This window comes from Pseudokineococcus sp. 5B2Z-1 (genome assembly GCF_037482305.1).
Lineage (GTDB): Bacteria > Actinomycetota > Actinomycetes > Actinomycetales > Quadrisphaeraceae > Pseudokineococcus.
On sequence record NZ_JBBHZG010000004.1, the window covers coordinates 342320 to 361867 of the forward strand.

Annotated in this window: 23 protein-coding genes; 10 read left to right on the forward strand and 13 right to left on the reverse strand. The window is 77.0% G+C overall.

Annotated elements, in window-relative coordinates; translation table 11 throughout:
* Window positions 1–61: 61 nt before the first annotated feature.
* The 3 genes from mgrA to WDV85_RS12375 form a co-directional block, all read right to left on the reverse strand.
* Complete coding sequence (gene mgrA / locus WDV85_RS12365) at window positions 62–1117, reverse strand: L-glyceraldehyde 3-phosphate reductase (RefSeq protein WP_339570906.1); 1056 nt, start codon at window positions 1115–1117, stop codon at window positions 62–64.
* Window positions 1118–1265: 148 nt separating this feature from the next.
* The gene (locus WDV85_RS12370) at window positions 1266–1799 is read right to left on the reverse strand and encodes a DUF1440 domain-containing protein (protein ID WP_339570907.1); all 534 of its coding nucleotides are present in this window, start codon (window positions 1797–1799) and stop codon (window positions 1266–1268) included.
* Between the two features lie 100 nt (window positions 1800–1899).
* On the reverse strand, window positions 1900–3222 hold the full coding sequence (locus WDV85_RS12375) for an asparaginase (protein WP_339570908.1): 1323 nt from the start codon (window positions 3220–3222) through the stop codon (window positions 1900–1902).
* A gap of 170 nt (window positions 3223–3392) precedes the next feature.
* Here WDV85_RS12375 and WDV85_RS12380 point away from each other — a divergent pair, with 170 nt between their 5' ends.
* Both WDV85_RS12380 and WDV85_RS12385 read left to right on the forward strand, forming a co-directional pair.
* Window positions 3393–3689, forward strand: coding sequence for an ArsR/SmtB family transcription factor (locus WDV85_RS12380; protein ID WP_339570909.1), 297 nt, complete (start codon window positions 3393–3395; stop codon window positions 3687–3689).
* Between the two features lie 76 nt (window positions 3690–3765).
* Entirely contained in the window at window positions 3766–4065 is a 300-nt protein-coding gene (locus tag WDV85_RS12385; RefSeq protein WP_339570910.1) for a hypothetical protein, read from the forward strand.
* A 135-nt stretch (window positions 4066–4200) separates the two neighbouring features.
* Here the strand turns inward: WDV85_RS12385 and WDV85_RS12390 are convergent, their stop codons facing one another.
* From WDV85_RS12390 to WDV85_RS12410, 5 genes are all read right to left on the reverse strand, one after another.
* Window positions 4201–5106: a metal ABC transporter permease gene (locus tag WDV85_RS12390; RefSeq protein WP_339570911.1), complete on the reverse strand. Its 906-nt coding sequence runs from the start codon at window positions 5104–5106 to the stop codon at window positions 4201–4203.
* Window positions 5099–5833 carry a metal ABC transporter ATP-binding protein gene (locus WDV85_RS12395; protein ID WP_339570912.1) on the reverse strand — a complete coding sequence of 245 codons (735 nt, stop codon included), beginning with the start codon at window positions 5831–5833 and terminating at the stop codon, window positions 5099–5101. Before WDV85_RS12395 ends, WDV85_RS12390 begins: the two co-directional genes overlap by 8 nt.
* Window positions 5830–6741: a metal ABC transporter solute-binding protein, Zn/Mn family gene (locus WDV85_RS12400; protein ID WP_339570913.1), complete on the reverse strand. Its 912-nt coding sequence runs from the start codon at window positions 6739–6741 to the stop codon at window positions 5830–5832. Before WDV85_RS12400 ends, WDV85_RS12395 begins: the two co-directional genes overlap by 4 nt.
* A 144-nt stretch (window positions 6742–6885) precedes the next feature.
* Window positions 6886–8001, reverse strand: coding sequence for a GTP-binding protein (locus tag WDV85_RS12405; RefSeq protein ID WP_339570914.1), 1116 nt, complete (start codon window positions 7999–8001; stop codon window positions 6886–6888).
* A 38-nt stretch (window positions 8002–8039) separates the two neighbouring features.
* Entirely contained in the window at window positions 8040–8300 is a 261-nt protein-coding gene (locus WDV85_RS12410) for a type B 50S ribosomal protein L31 (protein WP_339570915.1), read from the reverse strand.
* 105 nt (window positions 8301–8405) lie between these two features.
* On the opposite strand from WDV85_RS12410, the gene rpmB reads away from it, so the two are divergent.
* The 7 genes from rpmB to WDV85_RS12445 all read left to right on the forward strand — a co-directional run bounded on the left by rpmB (window position 8406) and on the right by WDV85_RS12445 (window position 12437).
* The gene (gene rpmB / locus WDV85_RS12415; protein WP_339570916.1) at window positions 8406–8642 is read left to right on the forward strand and encodes a 50S ribosomal protein L28; all 237 of its coding nucleotides are present in this window, start codon (window positions 8406–8408) and stop codon (window positions 8640–8642) included.
* The gene (rpmG, locus tag WDV85_RS12420) at window positions 8642–8809 is read left to right on the forward strand and encodes a 50S ribosomal protein L33 (protein WP_339570917.1); all 168 of its coding nucleotides are present in this window, start codon (window positions 8642–8644) and stop codon (window positions 8807–8809) included. Before rpmB ends, rpmG begins: the two co-directional genes overlap by 1 nt.
* Window positions 8809–9114, forward strand: a complete 306-nt coding sequence (gene rpsN, locus WDV85_RS12425) for a 30S ribosomal protein S14 (RefSeq protein WP_339570918.1) — start codon at window positions 8809–8811, stop codon at window positions 9112–9114. Before rpmG ends, rpsN begins: the two co-directional genes overlap by 1 nt.
* Window positions 9115–9229: 115 nt before the next feature.
* Window positions 9230–9496 carry a DUF2277 domain-containing protein gene (locus WDV85_RS12430; RefSeq protein ID WP_339570919.1) on the forward strand — a complete coding sequence of 89 codons (267 nt, stop codon included), beginning with the start codon at window positions 9230–9232 and terminating at the stop codon, window positions 9494–9496.
* A gap of 147 nt (window positions 9497–9643) precedes the next feature.
* Entirely contained in the window at window positions 9644–10678 is a 1035-nt protein-coding gene (locus WDV85_RS12435) for an LCP family protein (RefSeq protein ID WP_339570920.1), read from the forward strand.
* 47 nt (window positions 10679–10725) lie between these two features.
* Window positions 10726–11133 carry a YchJ family protein gene (locus WDV85_RS12440; RefSeq protein WP_339570921.1) on the forward strand — a complete coding sequence of 136 codons (408 nt, stop codon included), beginning with the start codon at window positions 10726–10728 and terminating at the stop codon, window positions 11131–11133.
* Complete coding sequence (locus WDV85_RS12445; RefSeq protein ID WP_339570922.1) at window positions 11130–12437, forward strand: glycosyltransferase; 1308 nt, start codon at window positions 11130–11132, stop codon at window positions 12435–12437. The genes WDV85_RS12440 and WDV85_RS12445 overlap by 4 nt, the downstream gene beginning before the upstream one ends.
* A 7-nt stretch (window positions 12438–12444) precedes the next feature.
* Here the strand turns inward: WDV85_RS12445 and WDV85_RS12450 are convergent, their stop codons facing one another.
* The 4 genes from WDV85_RS12450 to WDV85_RS12465 form a co-directional block, all read right to left on the reverse strand.
* On the reverse strand, window positions 12445–13272 hold the full coding sequence (locus WDV85_RS12450) for an alpha/beta fold hydrolase (RefSeq protein WP_339570923.1): 828 nt from the start codon (window positions 13270–13272) through the stop codon (window positions 12445–12447).
* A 202-nt stretch (window positions 13273–13474) separates the two neighbouring features.
* Window positions 13475–14446, reverse strand: coding sequence for a glycoside hydrolase family 26 protein (locus tag WDV85_RS12455; protein ID WP_339570924.1), 972 nt, complete (start codon window positions 14444–14446; stop codon window positions 13475–13477).
* Between the two features lie 31 nt (window positions 14447–14477).
* Entirely contained in the window at window positions 14478–14642 is a 165-nt protein-coding gene (locus WDV85_RS12460; RefSeq protein ID WP_298806886.1) for a hypothetical protein, read from the reverse strand.
* 115 nt (window positions 14643–14757) lie between these two features.
* Window positions 14758–15873, reverse strand: coding sequence for a glycosyltransferase family 2 protein (locus tag WDV85_RS12465; RefSeq protein ID WP_339570925.1), 1116 nt, complete (start codon window positions 15871–15873; stop codon window positions 14758–14760).
* 300 nt (window positions 15874–16173) lie between these two features.
* Between WDV85_RS12465 and WDV85_RS12470 the strand changes: the two genes are divergently transcribed.
* A complete protein-coding gene (locus tag WDV85_RS12470; protein ID WP_339570926.1) occupies window positions 16174–18201 on the forward strand; it encodes a beta-galactosidase in 2028 nt (675 codons plus the stop codon).
* An 86-nt stretch (window positions 18202–18287) separates the two neighbouring features.
* On the opposite strand, the gene WDV85_RS12475 is transcribed toward WDV85_RS12470, so the two are convergent.
* Window positions 18288–19466 carry a Gfo/Idh/MocA family protein gene (locus WDV85_RS12475; protein ID WP_339570927.1) on the reverse strand — a complete coding sequence of 393 codons (1179 nt, stop codon included), beginning with the start codon at window positions 19464–19466 and terminating at the stop codon, window positions 18288–18290.
* Window positions 19467–19548: the final 82 nt, after the last annotated feature.

Below are 19548 nucleotides of genomic sequence, written 5' to 3' on the forward strand. Positions count from 1 at the left end.
GCGCCCGGTCGGAGCACCGGCCGCGGACGGGCTCGCGCCCGCCGCCGGTGCCCCGCGCGCGTCAGCCCCGGCGCGAGCCCTTCCAGAGGTCGATGCCCGCCTCGACCGCGTGCTGGTCGATGCGCTCGAGCTCGTCGTCGGAGAAGGACGGGTTCTCGAGCGCCGCGACGTTCTGCTCGAGCTGCTCGACGCTGCTGGCTCCGATGACGAGCGACGTCATGCGCTCGTCGCGCAGCGCCCACGCCAGCGCCATCTGCGCCAGCGTCTGCCCGCGCTCCTGCGCCATCCCGTCGAGGGCGCGCACGTGCCGCAGCGCCTCGTCGGTGAGGAGGTCGGGCGACAGGGACTTGCCCTGGGAGGCCCGGGAGCCGGCGGGGACGCCGTCGAGGTACTTGCTCGTCAGCATGCCCTGGGCCAGCGGCGAGAAGGCGATGCACCCGGCGCCCACGTCGGCGAGCGCGTCGAGCAGGCCCTCGGTCTCGACCCAGCGGTTGAGCATCGAGTACGAGGGCTGGTGGATGAGCAGCGGCGTGCCGAGGTCGGCGAGGATCGCGGCCGCCCGGCGGGTGTCCTCGGGGCTGTAGGAGGAGATGCCGGCGTAGAGCGCCCGGCCGGAGCGCACCGCGGTGTCGAGCGCCCCCATCGTCTCCTCGAGCGGGGTCGTGGGGTCGAAGCGGTGGCTGTAGAAGATGTCGACGTGGTCCAGGCCCATGCGCTCGAGGGACTGGTCGAGGCTGGCGAGGACGTACTTGCGGCCGCCCCCGCCCTGGCCGTACGGGCCGGGCCACATGTCGTAGCCGGCCTTGCTCGAGATGACGAGCTCGTCGCGGTAGGGGGCGAGGTCCTCGGCGAAGATCCGCCCGAAGTTGGCCTCGGCGCTGCCGTAGGGCGGGCCGTAGTTGTTGGCGAGGTCGAAGTGCGTGACGCCCAGGTCGAAGGCCCGGCGGATGACGGCGCGCTGGCGCTCCAGCGGGACGTCGTCGCCGAAGTTGTGCCACAGGCCGAGGGACAGCAGCGGCAGGTCGAGGCCGCTGCGCCCCGTCCGCCGGTAGGTCATCGCGTCGTAGCGGTCGTCGGCGGCGCGGTGGTGGTGGGCGGGGTCGGTCAGGCGGGGCACGTCGTCGTCCTCTCGGCGGGAGCAGCGGTCGCCCGACCCTAGGGCGGGCCGCCGACGACGCGCGGTGACGAGGGCCGCGCCGCCAGCGGTGGACGCAGGACGCCGTCACGCGCGTCGTGCGTCCACCGCTGCAGCCGTGGACCCGCCCTCAGCCGTCGGTGCGCTCGTCGCGCCCCGCGAGGCGCAGCACCGACTCGAGGACGACGCCGTAGACGACGTGCGAGCCTGGCTCCCAGAGCAGCGCGGCGCGGGGCAGCTCGCGCAGCGGCGCCTGCAGGCCGGCGGCGGGCAGCGTCGTCGCGTGCGTGGCGCCGTAGAGCACGAGCCCGAAGACCGCCCCGAGCCCGGCCCGGGCCGCCGGGTACCGCTGCGAGAGGGCGGTGTAGAGCAGGCCGGCGCCGAGGCCCATGCCCCAGTGGAGCGCCTGCGACCCCTGGGTCCGCTCCTGCTCGCCCGCGCCCTGGCCGACCGTGCGGCGCAGGGCGGCGTCGACGAGCTCGGCGGGCGGCATCCGCTCGGGGTGGTCGGCGGGGTCGGCTCCCGAGCGGCGCTCGGCCGCGGGTGCCGGGGGCAGCGCCCGTTCCGCGAGCGGCTGCAGCGCCCCCTCGGCGCGGGTCTTGGCGTAGGTGGCGGCGCCGCCGGCGACGACGCCGAGGGCGAGGGTGCGCAGCAGGTCGGCCATGCGCCCGAGCCTCGCCCGGCCCGGCGCGGCCCGCCACCGTGGGCGACCGCGCCCCGGCACCTCGGGGGGTGCCGGGGCTCGGCCGCCCGTCCTGCCGACGTCAGGCGGGGGCGTCTCCCGCGGGCGCGGCCGGCGCGGCCACGGTCGTGAAGTCGGGGTTGCCGACCGTGTCGAACCACGTCCGCACCTGCTCGACGTCACCGGGCGCGAAGGTCAGCCCGAGGAGGAGGAGCAGCCGCGCCTTCTGCGGCAGGAGGTCGCCGCCGGCGATGACCCCGTCGCCACCGCCGTAGACGGAGCCGGAACCCGTGCGCGTCGTCGTGACGAAGACGGTGCCGGCCTCGAGGGCTGCGGCGCGAGCGGTGCGCTGGTCGGGCGAGATGCCGCCCGCGCCCGTCCCCGCCGTGACGATGCCCTGCACGCCGGCCTCGGCGAAGGCGGTGATCGCCTCGCCGCCGGCGTCCTGGTAGGACGGCACGACCTCGGCGCGCGCCAGGTCCTCCGCGGCCACGGTGGACATGTCGAAGGGCGTCGCCCACTCCTCCGGCGCGTCGCAGGACTGCACCCGCGGCGTCGCGCGGCCCATCGTGATCTCCGGCCCGTCGATCCAGCCGAGCACGCCGTACTCGCGCGCCTGGAAGGTGTCGGTGCGGTAGCTGCTCGTCTTGGTGACGTCGCGGCCGGCGAAGACCTCGTCGTTCATCATGAGCACGGTGCCGTAGCAGTACGTGGCCTGGCTCCCGGCCAGCTTGATGGCGTTGAAGAGGTTGGCCGGCCCGTCGGCGCCGAAGACGACGTCGCCGTCGGGGGTCGACGACGGCCGCATCGCGCCGGTCGTCACCACGGGCTCCGGGCTCTGCACCGTGAGGTCCAGCCAGTACGCGAACTCCTCCTGGGTGTCCGTGCCCGTCGTGACGACGACGCCGTCGGAGGTCTCGAGGGCCTCCTCGACGACGAGGGTGAGCTCCCGGTACTGCTCGATGCTGTAGCCGCTGGAGCCGGCGTTGCCGAACTGGACGACGTCGACGTCGGCCACCCCGGCGAGCTCGGGCTGCAGGTAGTCGACCATCTGCTCACCCGTGATGCTGCCCGACCGGTAGTTCGTGAAGGTCTCGCGGCCCTGCGCGAAGCCGGAGATCGTGCCGCCCGTCGCCACGAGCGTGACCTTGGGAGTCGTCGCGGCGGCGGCGGAGACCGCCTGGGCGTAGGCGACGCTCTGGACGCCGGCCGTCAGCTGCACCGTGTCGGCGCGGGCGACGTCGACGGGCGCCGCGGGCAGCACCGCGGCGGTCACGAGCGCGGCGGCCGTGGCGGCCGCGGTGGAGGAGAGGGCGAGGGGCAGGGCGCGGCGGGCGCGTCCCGGGCGGTCGGCAGAGGGGCGGTCGGCGGAGGGGCGGTCGGCGGGGGTGCGAGGGGCGGGCATGGTCGGTCACCTCGGGGTCGGGGAAGGGAGACGACGTCACCCCATCGGGTGAGGTGGCGCGCCGTGTTGCCCCGCTGTGTCCGCTGTGTGACGCGTGCCGGGAGGTGCTCGGCGCGTCGGACGGGTGCAGAGCTCGACATATGCGCACGTGCGCACGTATGTTGGTCCTCGTGGTCGGGGACGAGGTCTACGAGCGGACGGCCGAGCTGTTCGCGACGCTGGCCTCCCCCCGGCGCCTGGCGCTCGTGCAGCGCCTGGCGCAGGCACCGGCGTCGGTCGGCGACCTCGCCGAGGACCTCGGCGCGCCGCAGCCGCTGGTGTCCCAGCACCTGCGGGTGCTGCGGCAGGCGCGGCTGGTCCGCGGCCGTCGCGACGGGCGCACCGTCGTCTACGAGGTCGTCGACGAGCACGTGGCGCACGTGGTCACCGACGCCCTCGAGCACGAGCGCGAGGCGGACGCCGGCTGAGGCCGGGAGCGCCCGACCGCTCAGGACCCGGACCACCCAGGGACCAGAGCACCCCAGCAGCGACCCAGGAGGACCCATGAGCACCGCGACGCACGAGACCCACGTCGACCACGACCACGTCCACGCGCCCGACTGCGGCCACGCCGTCGTCCCGCACGAGGACCACGTCGACTACCTGCACGACGGCCACGCCCACAGCGGGCACGACGGCCACTACGACGAGCACCCGGTCGAGGCGCACGTCGTCGACGGCGCCCACGACCACGCGCACGGCGAGGGCTGCGGCCACGAGACCGTCGAGCACGGCGACCACGTGGACTACGTCCACGGCGCGCACCGCCACGCGGCCCACGACGGGCACTACGACGAGCACTGAGCCCGTCACGGGCCCCGGGGCGAAGACGTCCACGAGCGTGACCGTGCACGGTCACGCTCGTGGACGTCTCTCGGCGGTGCGCCGACCGGCGGGGGGTCTCGCCGTCCGTCCGCCACCGCAGCCGCCTCGCTCGCGTCAGCCGGGCGACGCCGCGCCGACGTGCTCGTGCGGCCGTCGCGGGTCCCCACCGGGGGCGGCTCCGGCGTGCGCGGGTGCCGCGCCGGCCCGGCGGTAGGCGCGCCCCACGACGGCGGTGGTCGCGACGACGAGCAGGTACGCGGCGGCGGTGACCCCGACGACGGCGGGCCCGGAGGTGACGTCGGCGCGGTAGGAGACGACGAGCCCGGCCATCGTGCAGAGCGCAGCCACGGCGCCGGCCAGGGCCATCGTCGCGCCGACCGTCCGGGTCAGGCGCCCCGCCAGCGCGGCGGGCAGCGTGAGCATCGCGATGAGCAGCACCAGGCCGGTCACCCGCATGAGCACGACGACGGTGAGCGCCACCAGCAGCAGCGTCAGCAGGTCCAGCACCATCGACGGCAGACCGCGGGCGCGGACGAACACCGGGTCGAAGGCCTGCGCGACGAGCAGCCGGTGCCCGACGACGGCGATGGCGACGATCACGACGTCGAGCACCGCGATGAGCACGAGGTCCGACGTCGGCACCGTGAGCAGGCTGCCGAACAGGAAGCTGCGGGCGTTCGCCGTGTACCCGGGCGTGAGGTCGACCAGCAGCACGCCCGACGCCATGCCGATCGCCCACATCGCCCCGATGAGGGTGTCGGTGCGCTGGGAGGAGACGCGTCGCACGAGGCCCATCGCCATCGCGAGCGCGACGCCGACGACCATCGCCATGAGCGAGGGGTCGAGGGACAGGAAGAAGCCCAGCCCCACGCCCCCGTAGGAGGCGTGGGCGATGCCCGCGCTGACGAAGACCTCGCGCTTGACGACGACGAGCGTGCCCACGACCCCGAGCGCGACGGCGGCGAGCAGCCCGGCGGCGACGGCGTGCTGGACGAACTGGAGCGAGAGGACGTCAAGCACGCGCCACCCCCGCGCCCGCCGGGCTCCCCTCGCGGGCGCCCCGCTCCTCGAGCCCGCCGTCCACCCGGACGGTGCGCGGGCACAGGTCCTCGACCTCCTCGAGGTCGTGGCTGACGACGAGCGCCGCCACCTCGCCGGCGTCGCGCAGGCCGACGAGCTGGGCGTGCAGCATCGAGGCGGCCTGCGGGTCGAGGCCGGTGGTCGGCTCGTCGAGCACCAGGAGCGCAGGCCGGGAGACGAGCGCGCGCAGCAGGAGCACGCGCTCGCGCTGCCCCCCGGACAGCTGGCCGAGCCGGGAGCCCGCGACGTCCTCGAGCCCCGCCTCCCCGAGGGCGTCGTCGACGGCGCGACGGCGCTCCCGCCGGCCGCCGGGCAGCCAGTCGCGGGGGCTCGGGCTCAGGAGCCCCATGCCGACGACGTCGCGCACCGTCACGGGGAAGGCCGGGTCGTGGTCCGGCGTCTGGGGCAGGTAGCCCACCTCGTGCCGGGCCCGCGACGGCGTCCGCCCGAGCACCCGGACCGTGCCGGCCGAGGGGCTCAGCAGCCCGAGGACGACCTTGAGCAGCGTGGACTTGCCCCCGCCGTTGGGGCCGACGACCCCGCAGAACTCCCCGGGGGCGACCCTCAGGTGGACCCCCTCCACGACGGTGCGGCCGTCGTAGCCGGCGGCGACGCCGCTCAGCTCGAGCGCGAGGTCCGACGGGGGCGGCGCGGCGGCGCCGCTCACGCGCCCTGCTCGAGGGCGCCCGCCAGGGTGTCGCCGATGTCGCGCATGTTCGACGCCCAGTCCTGCGACAGGGGGTCGACCTCCTCGACCGGGACGCCCAGCTGGTCGGCGATGGTGCGTGCGGAGGTCTGGGAGAACTGCGGCTCGACGAGGACCGCGGAGACCCCGGCCTCCCGGCCCGCCTCCACGAGGCGCCGCAGGTCGGAGGCGCTGGGCTCGTCCCCGCCGGCCTCGATGTTGATCGGCTGGAGGTCGTACTCCTCGGCGAAGTAGTCCAGCACCGGGTGGAAGATCATGAAGGACTCGCCCGCGTAGGGGGCCAGCTCCTCGCCCAGCTCGGCGTCGACCTCCTCGACCGTCCCGGTGAAGTCCGCGAGGCCCTGCTCGTAGTCCTCGGCGTTCTCCGGGTCGACCTCGGCGAGGGCGTCGGCGTAGGCCTGCGCCTGCTCCTCCACCAGGTCGGGGGCGAGCCAGATGTGCGGGTCGGGCTGGCCGCCGTCCAGCTCCTCGCGGTCGACGCCCGCGGTCGTGTCGACGACCTCGAGGTCGCCCGCGGCCTCGCGGAAGCGGGGCAGCCAGGCGCGCTCGAAGGGCACGTCGATGCTGAAGTACACCTCGCTCTCCGACAGCGCGGCCACCTGCTGGGCCGTGGGCTCGTACGTCGCCGGCTCGCTGCCGGAGGGGACCATCACGGTGACGTCCACGTGGTCGCCGCCGATGGCCTCCACGAAGGCCGCCTGCGGGGCGATGCTCACGGTGACGGGGACGGCGCCCGTCGCCGCGGTGCCCTCCTCGTCGCCCGCCCCGCCGGAGCAGCCGGCGACGAGGGCCCCGAGGGCGAGGGTGAGGGTGAGGGCGGCGGTGCGGGAGGGGCTGCGGACGCGGGTCGATGTCGTGGCTCGAGGCATACGACCACCGTAAGCGGGAACGGTTCTCACATGCACGCCAGGAGGTGCTCAGGGACGCCGTGCTCGCGGTCGCGACGGACCACCCGGGGCGAGGGCGGTGGACCGTCCGCCGAGGAGGAGCGGGGTGGCGGGGGCGCACCGCGGTCACGTCGTGCGGCCGCGCCCGCCGTCGGGTGCGCCGGTGCTCCCGGTCTCCGGGCGCACCTCGCCGAGCCAGGCGGAGAAGCCGTCCTCCTCGGCCCCGGGCCACCCGCCCCGGGCCATCTCGGCCGGCGTCGCGAGCGCCTCGGCGAAGGCGCGCTCCACCCGCGCCGCGCCGCCGTCGCCCCGCCCGGTGACGAGCAGCCGGGTCCGGCGGTCGCCGTCGCCCCAGGCGCCCAGGCGGCCGACGGCGAGCTGCCCGCCGCCCGCGTCCCAGGCGCAGGCCGTGGTGGGGCGCGTGGGCAGCCAGAAGCTCCCCCGCGCGCGGAGCGGGCTGCCGCCCAGCTCCGCGGTCCGCTCGAGCAGGCGCTCCGGGTGGAGGGGCAGGGGGGAGTCGAGCAGCGTCGTCCACACGCCGTGCTCGTCCTGCGCCCCGGGGTGCTGGAGCCCGAGCAGCCCGGCGCTGCGGGCGCCGCCGGCGGCCGCGGGACGGCGGCGGCGGAGCACCTCGAGCCCGGAGGTCTCGTGCAGCGGCAGCTGCTCCGTGCGCGGGCCGGCGAGGTGCCGGACGGCGGCGGCCCCCGCGGCGCTCGGCGCTCCGCCGAGGAGGACGGCGTCCGCCTCCTCGAGCTGGCGCGCCACCGTCTCGCCCACCGACCGGGCGTCCGCCTCGTCCAGGCCCTGCCCGCGCTCGACCCACAGGTCGTCGCCGAAGAGGTCCTCCTCGAGCGCGGGGCCGTGCGCGACGGCGACGACCCCGTCGACGTGGGCCCACGCCGAGACGGGCCGCCCGCCCACCGCGCCCGAGGTGAGCGCCTGGACGGCCGCGACGGGCTCCGCCGTCACGGGCAGCGCCAGCACGACGCGGCGCCACCGCCCCGACGCCGCGGCGGCCACCACGGCGGGCAGGGCGTCCTCGCGGAGGGCGCAGCCGAGGCAGGAGCGGTCGAGGCGCAGCCGCGCGTCCTCGACGACCCCGCCGGCGTCGAGCACCGTGCGGCGCAGGCCGTCGTCGCGCCGCGGCCCGAGGGCGTGGCGGACGACGACGACGCCCGGCTCGTCGCAGAGGACGCCCGCGAGCGCCGCGTCCCGCAGGACGGCGTCGCAGGAGCTGACCACCGTGACCGGGGTGGTCGGCCGCCGGGGCCGCAGGGTCCTCACGACCCGTTGCGGCCGTAGCGCCGGCGGAACTTCTCCACGCGCCCCTCGGTGTCGAGCACGCGGGCGTTGCCCGTCCAGAAGGGGTGGCTCGCGGCCGAGACGTCGACGTCGACGACGGGGTAGGTGGCGCCGTCCTCCCACTCGACCGTCGGGCCGCCGCGACGACCCGACAGCGTGGAGCGGGACAGGAACGACACGCCGGCGCCGCGGTCGCGGAAGACCACGGGGCCGTACTCGGGGTGGACGTCGGGCTTCACGGCAGCTCCTCGGACGAAGGTGAGAACGGTTCCCGTTACGCTACCGTCTCGACGTCCACCGGTCGACGCCCCGCTGCGCCGACCGCCCTGCCGAGGAGGAGCGCCATGCCCGCCCGCTGCCAGGTGACCGGAGCCGTGCCCGGCTTCGGCCACTCCATCTCGCACTCGCACCGCAAGACCAAGCGTCGGTGGGACCCGAACGTCCAGCGGCGCCGGTACTTCGTGCCCAGCCTCGGCCGGACGGTCCGCCTCGACGTCAGCACGAAGGGCATCAAGACCATCGACCGCCGCGGCATCGACGCGGTGGTCGCGGAGATCCAGCGGCGCGGGGAGAAGGTCTGATGGCGAAGGCGCAGGACGTCCGCCCGATCATCAAGCTGAGGTCCACGGCGGGGACGGGCTACACCTACGTCACCCGCAAGAACCGCCGCAACGACCCGGACCGCCTGGTGCTGAGGAAGTTCGACCCGGTCCTCCGCCAGCACGTCGACTTCCGCGAGGAGCGCTGATGGCCAAGAAGAGCAAGATCGCGAAGGACGCGCAGCGGCGCGAGGTCGTCGCCCGGCACGCCGAGCGGCGCGCGGAGCTCAAGCGCACCGCCGTGTCGCCGCACGTGGGCGCCGACGAGCGGGCCGCCGCGCAGCTCGCGCTCCAGCGCATGCCGCGCGACGCGAGCCCCACGCGCCTGCGCAACCGCGACGCCGTCGACGGCCGTCCCCGCGGGCACCTGCGCACCTTCGGGCTCTCGCGCGTCCGCTTCCGGGAGCTGGCCCTCGACGGGCAGCTGCCCGGCATCACCAAGTCGAGCTGGTAGCCCGGCGCCCTCCGGCGCGCCGTCGCGGGGCGGCGGGGTCTTGACCCCCCGCCCCCGGCGGCGGAGCCTGGCGCCACCCGAGCGGCCCGCCGCCGGCTCGGTGGAGGGAGGGGCCGTGTGCCGCAACATCCGCCCGCTGCAGAACCTGGCGCCGCCCGCGACAGCGGGTGAGGTGCACGAGGCCGCGCTGCAGTACGTGCGCAAGATCGCGGGGACGACGAGGCCCTCGCGCGCCAACGAGGAGGCCTTCGCCCGCGCCGTCGCGGAGGTCGAGGCGGCCACCGCGCGCCTGCTCGAGGAGCTCGTGACGAGCGCGCCCCCGCGCGACCGCGCGGTCGAGGCGGAGAAGGCCCGGCAGCGGAGCCTCGCCCGCTTCGGGTGAGCCCCGGCGGCTCCCCGGCTGACCCGGGCGCGTGACGGCGCCGAGGCGCGCCTCCCGTCCCGGCGCGGGCGCCTACCCTCGAGGGTCCCCGCGCGCGGGCGCCCGAGCCGGCGCCCGGTGAGCGCGGCCCCCTCCCGGAGGTAGCCCGTGCCGTCCCACCCCCGCCGCCGCGCCGCCGTCGCGCTCGGCGCCGCCGCCCTGCTCGTGCTCGGTGCCGGAGGCCTGGCCGCCACCGTGGGTCGCGACGCCCTGGCCTCGGCCGCGCGCGGCGGCATCAGCGGCGTCGACGTGGCGCTGGACGAGCCCACGGCCGCGCCGGCGGAGGCGAGCGGGACCACGGCGCCCTCGCCCGGCGACGGCGCGGACGACGCCGCGGCGAGCCTCGCCGACGGCCGGGCGTTCCTGCTCGTCGGCTCCGACGCCCGCGGCGAGGCGCAGCAGCCCGGGGACGGCGACTGGGTCGAGGGCGCCCAGCGCAGCGACGTCATGATGCTCGGGCGCGTCACCCCCGAGGGCGAGGTCCTCGTCGTCTCCCTGCCCCGCGACCTGTGGGTCGACGTCCCGGGGCGCGGTCCGGCCAAGCTCAACGCCGCCTACTCCTGGGGCGGGCCCGACCTCCTCGTCGAGACGCTGCGCCAGGAGACGGGCGTGCGCGTCGGCCGCTTCGCCGCGCTCGACTTCGCCGGCGTCGTCGCCCTCACCGACGCGGTCGGCGGGGTCACCGTCGAGTCGCCGTACGCCTTCACCTCCCGCGGCGTCGACGTGGTGGCCGGGGAGAACACGCTCGACGGCGCGGAGGCTCTCGCCTTCCTGCGCGAGCGGAAGAGCCTGCCCCGCGGCGACCTCGACCGGGTGGCGAACCAGCAGCGCTACCTGCTCGCCATGTTCGACGACGTCCTGTCCCAGCAGACGTTCTCCGACCCCCGTCGCGCCGCCCGCGTGCTGTCCGCGGTGCGCGAGCACGTCGCCGTGGACTCCGGGACGTCCTTCGGCGACCTCGAGGCCATCGCCCGGGCCCTCGGCGGCACCCGGCCCGACGCCGTCGTGGCGGGCACCGTGCCGGTCGCCGGCGACGGCACCGAGGACGGCCAGTCCGTCCTCTACGTCGACGCGCCGGCGGCCGACGCCGTCTGGGCCGCCTTCCGCGACGGGGACGCCGACCGGCTGCGCGAGCTGCTCTGACCCCGGCGTCGCCCGCCGGCCGGTCCCGTGCGGGGGACACTGCGGGCGTGGAGGTCCTCGACGGCGCAGCGCCCTGCCCGTGCGGGCGGGGCGAGCCGTACGCCGCGTGCTGCCGCCCGCTGCACCGCCGCGAGCGGGAGGCGCCGACCGCCGAGGCGCTCATGCGCTCGCGGTACAGCGCCTTCGCCGTCGGCGACGCCGCGCACCTGCTGCGCACGTGGCACCCGAGCACCGCCCCCTCCGGTCCCGGGGGCGGGCTCGACCTCGACGACGACGTCCGCTGGCTCCACCTCGCCGTCACGGAGGTCGAGCGCGGCGGCCCCTTCGACGACGAGGGCGTCGTGGCCTTCGAGGCCGTCGCCCGCGCCGGTGGGCGCCGGCACGTCCAGCGCGAGCGCAGCGCCTTCGTCCGGGAGGGCGGCCGCTGGCTCTACGTCGGCGAGGCGGCGCGGTGAGCACGGTCCGGGTGCTGCTGGCGACCATCCCCATGGCGGGGCACGCGTCGCCCGCCCTCCCCGTCGCCGCGGAGCTCGCCGCCCGAGAGCACGACGTCCGCTGGATGACGGGCGCCCACCTCGCCGGGGCGGTCGCCGCGACGGGCGCGCGGCACGTCCCGCTGCGGTCCGCCCACGACTACGCCGACACCGCCTGGCTCGAGGCGCTGCCGGGCCGCCGCCCGCCGGGCCCGCGGCGCCTCGCGCAGGACTTCGAGCACCTCTTCCTGCGCTCGATGCCCGGCTGGGTCGCCGACCTCGAGGCGGAGCTCGCCGCCGCGCCCGCCGACGTCCTGCTCGTCGACGTCGGGCTCGTGGAGGCCGCGCGGGCCGTGCACGAGCGCGGGGGGCCGCCCTTCGCCGTCTTCGGGGTCTCGCCCCTGCTGCTGCGCGACGACGACACCGCCCCCTACGGGCTCGGGCTGCCGCCCGCGCTCGGCCGGCTGGGCCGCGCCCGCAACCGCCTGCTGCAGGAGGCGGTCTGGCGCACGCTCCTGCGCCCGGCCGTCGTCGCCCTGCGCGAGGAGCGCACCGGGCTCGGCCTGCCGGCGGACTCCCCAGCCCAGGCCGTCGGACCGGTCTCGCCCTTCCTCCACCTGCAGTCCGGCGTCCCGTCGCTGGAGTACCCGCGGCGGGCCATGCCGGCGTCGGTGCGCTTCGTCGGCCACCTCGCCCCGCCGCTGGGGGACGCGCCCCGGCCGCCGTGGTGGGACGACGTCCACCGGGCGCGGGCGGACCGCCGTCGGGTGGTCGTCGTCACGCAGGGCACGGTCGCCACCGAGCCCGAGGACCTGCTGCTGCCCGCGGTCCGCGGGCTCACCGGCGCGGGGCACCTCGTCGTCGTCGCGACCGGACGGCGGGACGCGCCGGCGCTGCCGGCCGGCGCGCTGCCCGGCGGAGCGGTGCCCGCGGACGTGCGCGTCGGCGGCTTCCTCCCCTTCGGCGAGCTGCTGCCGCTGGCCGACGCCGTCGTCACCAACGGCGGCTACGGCGCGGTGCAGACGGCGCTCGCCGCGGGCGTGCCCCTCGTCGTCGCGGGCCGCACGGAGGAGAAGCCCGAGGTCGCCGCCCGGGTCGCCTGGTCCGGCGCCGGCGTCGACCTCCGCGTGCAGCGCCCGACCCCGGAGCGGGTGCGCCGCGGCGTCGACGCCGTGCTCCACGAGCCGCGGTACCGCGCGGCGGCCCGGCGGCTCGCGGCGGAGTACGCGGGGCTCGACGCGCCGGTGCTGTGCGCGGACCTGCTCGAGGAGCTCGTCGGAGCCTGAGGTGCCGTCACGGGGGAGGCTCGTCCGGGCGCCACGTGCGCAGGAGGGGGCTCGCCACGTCGTCGGGGTGGGTGAGCGCCACGTCGTGCCCGGCGCCGTCGACGACCGTCGTCCGCACGTGCGGCAGCCAGCGGGCGACCGTGGCGGAGACGCCGGCGAAGAGGGGTCCCGAGGCGCCGCCGGCCACGAGCAGCGCGGGGGCGCGCACCTCGCGCAGCCGTCCGACGTCCGGCCGCCAGCTCAGGAGGGCGGGCACGTCGCGGTCGAAGAAGGTCGGGGCGTCGCGCTCGACGCGGTCGACGGCGCCGGGCAGCAGGGCCTCGAGCTCCGCGCGCCAGCGCGCGCCGGCCAGGTCGGTCTGGAAGCGCTCGAGCGCGGCGGGCACCCCGACCCGCTGCCGGAGCGCCAGGAGCTCCGCGTTGAGCTCGCGGAAGCGGACGTCCGTCGGGCCGCCGAGCGGCGGGGGCTCCACGAGCCCCAGGGACCGCACGCGGTCCGGTGCGACGACCGCGAGGTCCAGGACGACCAGGGCGCTCCAGGAGGCACCGACGACGTGGGCCCCGGGGGCGTCGGCCGCGTCGAGGACGGCGAGCGCGTCTCGCACCTCGTCGACGACCGCCCAGCCCTCGGGGGACGCGGAGCTGGAGCCGTAGCCGCGCCGTCGCGGGTGGAGCACGCGGTGGCCCGCGTCCGCGAGGCGGCGCGCGAGCGGGAGGAGCTCGTCAGCGACGAGCGCCGTGGGCACCACGAGGACCGCGTCACCGGCGGGGTCGCCCAGCTCCTGCAGCCCGAGGTGGCCGCCGGTCACCTCGACCCGTCGCTCCGTCGACCGCACCCGGTGCCCCCTGCCCTCGACCTCCGCGTGGGACGGGGCGCGGCCCTCGCGGGCGTCCCCGCTCTCGAGTGTGCTCCTCGGCGTCCGGCGTCCGGCGTCCGGCGTCCGGCGTCCGGCGTCCGGCGTCCGGGGAAGGTGCTCGCCCGGACCTCACGGGCGGACCGGGGACGTCGACCGTCGGGCGGGGCGTCCCGGCCCGCGGTCAGCGCTCCCCGAAGCGCTCCGGCACCGGCAGCGGCGCCGTCCCGACCTCGGCGACCGCCGCGCCCAGCGCCTCCTCGGCCTCGGGCGAGCTCGCGACGCGCCAGTCGGCCTCCTTGTCGAGGTCGAACCACACGACGCCGGCGAGCCCGCGGTCGGAGGCGAGGTCGAGCAGGTCGCCGACCCACGCCGCCTTGTCGCCGCCCTGCTCCGCGCTCGCGACCTCGGTGAGCAGGACGGGCCGGTCCGTGAGCTCCTCGAGGTCGTCCAGGCTCGGCCCGAGCAGCTCCTCGGGGCTGCGCCACCCGCCCCAGGGCAGCGCGTCACCGGCGTTGTAGCCGTCGAGGCCGACCCAGTCGACCGCGTCGTCGCCCGGGTGCAGCGGGGCGTAGGCGGCGCTGCCCGGCGCGTGGACGTTGACCGACCACACCCACACGACGTCCGCGCCCTCCTCGGCGAAGACCCCGCGGAGGTGGTGCCAGGCGGCGACGAGGTCCTCGGCCGTCGTGCCGCCGACCCCGACGCCCCACGGGTAGTGGTCGGCGTCCTGCTCGTGGAAGGGGCGCAGGGCGAGGACGCCGCCCCACGCCCGCACCTGCCGGGCGAAGGCGCGCAGGTAGGCGTCGTGGTCGCCGCGGGCGACGGCGGCCGGCGCGTAGGCCGGCTGCACCGCCCCGCCGGCCGGGTCCCACGGCTCCCACGTGAGCATCGGCACCGCGCCGCGGGCCACGGCGGCGTCGGCGCGGGCGGCGTCGAAGGCGGGCTCGCCGGCCCACGCCTGGTACCAGCCCACGAGCGCGGGCGCGGCACCCGCGGCCTCGGCGAAGGCGTCGACGGCGGCGGGGGCGTCCGCGACGACGCCGACGGCCACGGGACCGCCGCCGGCGCACGCGGTCGCGCCGGCGACGAGGCAGGTCGCGGCGAGGACGGCGCCCGCGGCCCGTCGCGGGCGCGGGGGGCGGGCGGGGGTCACCTCGCCAGGATGACCGACGCGCCGGACGTCGTCAGGGGCGGTGCGCCCGCGCCGGGCGCACGAGCTGCACGACGGCGGAGAGCGCGAACAGCACGGTGATGGCGGCGAACACGACCCAGACGCCGGCGCCCGTGGCCATGGTCGTGCCCGTGGCGCCGGCGCTGGCGGTGGCGAGGGTGGTCTTGGCTCCGTACACGGGGGTCCTCCGGGAGGGCAGGGGTGGGAGCGCCACCGGGCGGTGGCGCAGGAGGTGCAGGGGGGACGGGGGGCTCGCCGGCTCAGGCGGCGACGGCGGACGGGGGCTCGCCGGCTCAGGCGGCGACGGCGGTCTCCGCGGCGTACTGGGCGGCCCAGCGGTCCTTCTTGCGGCCCGTGACGTACCGGGAGACGAGGCACTCGACCCAGGCGCGCGTGAACCAGGCCGCCCGCATCCAGGCGAAGAGCTCCTGGGGGACGAGCAGGGCGGCGAGGAGGACATCGATGCGGTCGCGGTGCGGCACCCGCAGCGACTGCTTGACGTCGTTGGCGATGAACAGCAGCGGCACGACGAACCAGACCCAGTGGAAGGACAGCACGCCGAGGACCGCGTAGAGCGCCGTCGTCGCGACCCAGCCGACGCGGACGGCGGCGGCGAGGAGGCCGAGGGCCTGCTGGCCCCAGTCACGCAGCGTGAGGCGGGTGACGCCGATCGAGAGGAGGTCCTCGACCGTGCCGCCCTGCCACTTCATGCGCTGGGCCCACAGCGCGCGCAGGCTCGTCATGGCGTCCGTGTAGGCGCGCACGGTGAAGGAGACCTTGGTCTCGAAGCCGAGGCGGCGCAGGCGGTAGGTGAGCTCGAAGTCCTCGACGTCGGAGGCGTAGCTCCACGGGCCGGTGGTGACGCCCTCGGCGCAGCGCTCGGCGTGGAGCACCTCGAGCGCGCTCATGCGGAGCATGCAGGCCGTGCCGGCGAGCACGCTGGTGCGGCCCCCGCGGTTCAGCGCGGTGTCGGTCCAGCGGGCGAACTCGGCCTTCTGCAGCCGGGCGAGGAGGTTGCCCCAGCGGGTGTTCCCGGGAGCGGGCTGCATGGTGAAGCGGGCGCTGATGCCGGCGGTCCCGGGCTCGGAGTCCATCTGGGCCACCCACTGCGCCACCGACTCCGGCGGGATGATCGTGTCGGCGTCGAGGCAGGCGACGTGGTCGACCCGCCCGCGCAGCAGCTGCCAGGCCTCGTTGAGGGCGCCGGCCTTCTTGTGCCGGTTGCCGACCGTCTCGATGACGGTCACGCCGGGGAAGCTGCGGGCGATCTCGACCGTGCGGTCCGTGCAGTTGTCCGCCATCACGACGACCGCCGCGAGCGGGTGCGTCTGGGCGGTGGCGGCGGCGAGGGTCGGACCGATGCAGTCCTCCTCGTCGTGCGCGGCGATGAGGATCGCGACCTCAGCCACGGGGTGACGTGACCACGCGGGCTGCCTCCTGACGGTGTCGGCGGGACCTCGTGGCCCCGGCTCCGGCGGGCGGACCGAGCGGCCGCCCCGGAGGAGAGCATCACCCCGGGATGTCACTGCCCGTGACCACCGCGGGCCACAATGACTCTGATGGCCCAGTGACATGACACCGAGTGACTACGGCCGTCCGGGCGTCGAGGGAAGTTCCGGCGGGTGCGCCCGGTCCGGGCGCCGCGCCCGCCAGGTCGCCTGCTCTACGGTGAGCAACCGCTTTCCGACACCGTCGTCCGAGGAGACCGCATGCCGTCCACCGTGGTGCCGACGCTCGACCGCCTGGCCTTCGGCGGCGACTACAACCCCGAGCAGTGGCCGGAGGAGGTGCAGGCGGAGGACGTCCGCCTCATGGTCGAGGCCGGGGTCACGATGGTGACGGTCGGCGTCTTCTCCTGGGCGCTGCTCGAGCCGGAGGAGGGGCGGTACGAGACCGCCTGGCTGCGGCGCGTCCTGGACCGCCTGCACGAGGCGGGCGTCCGGGTCGACCTGGCGACGCCGTCCGCCTCGCCCCCGCCGTGGTTCGCGCACCGGTACCCCGAGTCGCTGCCGATGACGCGCGCCGGCGTCCGGCTGGGGATCGGTGCGCGAGAGCACTACTGCGCCAGCAACCTCGACTACCGGAGGGCCGCGCAGGCCCTCGCCTCCCACCTCGCGGGCGAGCTGGGCGACCACCCGGCGCTCGCGCTGTGGCACATCGGCAACGAGTTCGGCGCGCAGGTGGGCCAGTGCTTCTGCCCGGTCAGCGAGGAGGCGTTCCGCCGCTGGCTGCAGGAGCGGTACGGCGACCTCGACGCCCTCAACCGGGCCTGGGGCACCGCCTTCTGGAGCCAGCGCTACGGCGCCTGGGAGCACGTGCGGGCGCCCCGGGTCGCCCCCATGCCGGTGAACCCGGCGCAGCAGCTGGACTACCGGCGCTTCTCCTCCGACGAGCACCTCGCGTGCTACCGCGGCGAGCGCGACGCCGTCCGGGCGCACGCCACGGGCGCGCCGGTGACGACGAACTTCATGGCGACGACGAGCGACGACCTCGACTACTGGCGGTGGGCGCCCGAGGTGGACGTCGTCACGAACGACCACTACCTGACGGCGGAGGCCGAGCGCCCGCACGTGGGCCTCGCGCTGTCCGCCGACGTGACGCGGGGGCTGGCCGGCGGGGGCCCGTGGCTGCTGCTCGAGCACTCGACGAGCGCGGTCAACTGGCAGCCGCGCAACGTCGCCAAGCGGCCGGGGGAGATGCGGCGCAACGCGCTCGCGCACGTGGCCCGCGGCTCGGACGGCGCGATGTTCTTCCAGTGGAGGGCCTCCCGCTCCGGCGCGGAGAAGTTCCACTCGGCGATGGTCCCGCACGCCGGCGAGGACTCCGACCTGTTCCGCGACGTCGTGGCGCTCGGCGCCGACCTCGGCCGGCTCGCCGAGGTGGCGGGCAGCGTGGTCGTCGAGGACGTCGCGATGGTCTGGGACTGGCCGTCGCGGTGGGCCCTCGAGCTCGAGTTCCGCCCCACGGTCGACCTCCGGTACGCCGAGCGCGCGGAGGCCACCTACGAGGCGCTGCACGACCTGCACCGGACCGTCGCCGTCGTGCCGCCCGACGCCGGCCCGGAGCGCCTCGCCCGCTTCCCGGTCCTCGTCCTGCCGCAGCTCTACCTCGTCACCGACGAGGCCGCGGCGGGTCTGCGCGCCTACGTCGAGGGCGGGGGGCACCTCGTCGTGCCCTTCTTCTCCGGCGTCGTCGACGCGACCGACCGCGTGCCGGACGGCCCCTACCCCGGGCAGCTGCGCGACGTCCTCGGGCTCGACGTCGAGGAGTGGCACCCCCTGCGCGCGGGCGAGCGGGTCGCCCTGTCGGGCGACGGCGAGGGCCTCCGGGGCCCGGTCGGCGACGTCTGGTCCGAGCGCGTGCGCCTGCGCGGCGCCGAGGTGCTGCGGACCTTCGCCGAGGGCCCGGACGCCGGGCACCCCGCCGTCACCCGCCACGACCTCGGCGCCGGTGCGGCCTGGTACGTCGCCACGCGCCTGGGCGCCCCCGACCTGCGCGCGCTCCTCGCCGAGGTGGGGGCCGCGGCGGGGCTGCCCCCGCGGGACCTCCCGCACGACCTCGAGGTGGTCCGCCGCCGGGGCGACGGCGTCGACTTCGTCGTCGCGCTCAACCACGCCGCCGCGCCGGCCCGCCTGCCGGAGGGCGGCACCGACCTCCTGACGGGCGCGCACCACGACGGCGCGGTGGACGTGCCCGCCGGAGGGGCGGTCGTGCTGCGCGTGGAGCACGCCTCCTGACGCGCCGACGCCGCCCCCGTGCCGTGCGCCGGGGGCGGCGTCCGCGCCCGCGGCCCCGCCGGGGACCGCCCGCGCCGCGGGCCGGGCTAGAGGGCCTGCCAGGCGCACCCCTGGGCCGACGACGCCTCGACGGCCGCCATGACCCGCTGCACCTGCAGGCCGTCGGCGAAGGTGGGCTCGGGGTCGCGGCCCTCGGCCAGGGCGCCCAGGAGGTCGACGACCTGGTGGGTGAAGGCGTGCTCGTAGCCGAGGCCGTGGCCGGCCGGCCACCACGCGCCGCCGTAGGGGTGGTCGGGCTCGGTGACGTAGATGCGGCGGAAGCCGGCGACGACGGGGTCCTCGGTCGCGTCGTAGTGGTGGAGGACGTTCATGTCCTCGAAGTCGAAGGCCAGCGAGCCCCGCGAGCCGTTGACCTCGAGCCGGATGGCGTTCTTGCGGCCGTGGGCGAAGCGGGTCGCCTCGAAGGTCGCGAGGCCGCCCCCGGCCAGGCGGGCGGTGAAGACGGCCGCGTCGTCGACCGTCACGCGCCCCGTGCCCTCGCCGGCCGTGCCGCGCAGGTCGCCGCCGCCGTCGCCGGGCAGGGGGCGCTCGTGGACGAAGGTCTCGAGGAGCCCGCTGACGCCCGTGAGCAGCTCGCCGGTGACGTGCTGGGCGAGGTCGACGACGTGGGCGCCGATGTCGCCCAGGGCGCCCGACCCGGCGCGCTCCTTGTCGAGCCGCCAGGACATGGGGGCGCTCTCGTCGGCGATCCAGTCCTGCAGGTACTGCGCGCGGACGTGCCGCACCGTCCCGATGCGCCCGTCGGCGACGAGCCGGCGGGCGAGGGCGATGGCCGGCACGCGCCGGTAGGTGAAGCCGACCGTCGCCCGGACGCCGCGGGCCGCCGCGCGCTCGGCGGCCGCGACCATGGTCTCGGCCTCCTCGACGGAGTTGGCGAGGGGCTTCTCGCACAGCACGTGCTTGCCGGCGTCGAGCGCGGCCACGGCGATCTCCGCGTGCGTGTCGCCCGGGGTGCAGACGTCGACGAGGTCGACGTCGTCGCGCGTCAGGACGGAGCGCCAGTCGGCGGTGCTCGCGGCCCAGCCGTACCGGCGCGCGGCGGCCTCGGCCGCGTCGGGGCGCCGGCCGGCGACGACGACCATCCGCGGGGCCAGCGGGAGGTCGAAGAAGCGCGGCGCGACCGACCACGCCTGGGAGTGGGCGGCGCCCATGAAGGAGTGGCCGACCATCGCCACGCCCAGCGGGGGAGTGCTCTCAGCTGCCATGCCGGGATCCTGCCGCCTCTCGGCCCGCGGCGGTGGTCACGGGCGACCCGCCCGCCGCCCGCCGCCCGCCGCCCGCGGGCGC

What these genes read in the sequence shown, in the direction of transcription:
- rpsN (WP_339570918.1), top strand. Translation starts at nt 8,809, where the DNA reads ATGGCCAAGAAGAGCAAGATCGCGAAGGACGCGCAGCGGCGCGAGGTC.
- WDV85_RS12375 (WP_339570908.1), bottom strand. Translation starts at nt 3,222, where the DNA reads ATGCCCGCCCCTCGCACCCCCGCCGACCGCCCCTCCGCCGACCGCCCC.
- WDV85_RS12385 (WP_339570910.1), top strand. Translation starts at nt 3,766, where the DNA reads ATGAGCACCGCGACGCACGAGACCCACGTCGACCACGACCACGTCCAC.
- rpmG (WP_339570917.1), top strand. Translation starts at nt 8,642, where the DNA reads ATGGCGAAGGCGCAGGACGTCCGCCCGATCATCAAGCTGAGGTCCACG.
- WDV85_RS12470 (WP_339570926.1), top strand. Translation starts at nt 16,174, where the DNA reads ATGCCGTCCACCGTGGTGCCGACGCTCGACCGCCTGGCCTTCGGCGGC.
- WDV85_RS12370 (WP_339570907.1), bottom strand. Translation starts at nt 1,799, where the DNA reads ATGGCCGACCTGCTGCGCACCCTCGCCCTCGGCGTCGTCGCCGGCGGC.
- WDV85_RS12400 (WP_339570913.1), bottom strand. Translation starts at nt 6,741, where the DNA reads ATGCCTCGAGCCACGACATCGACCCGCGTCCGCAGCCCCTCCCGCACC.
- rpmB (WP_339570916.1), top strand. Translation starts at nt 8,406, where the DNA reads ATGCCCGCCCGCTGCCAGGTGACCGGAGCCGTGCCCGGCTTCGGCCAC.
- WDV85_RS12475 (WP_339570927.1), bottom strand. Translation starts at nt 19,466, where the DNA reads ATGGCAGCTGAGAGCACTCCCCCGCTGGGCGTGGCGATGGTCGGCCAC.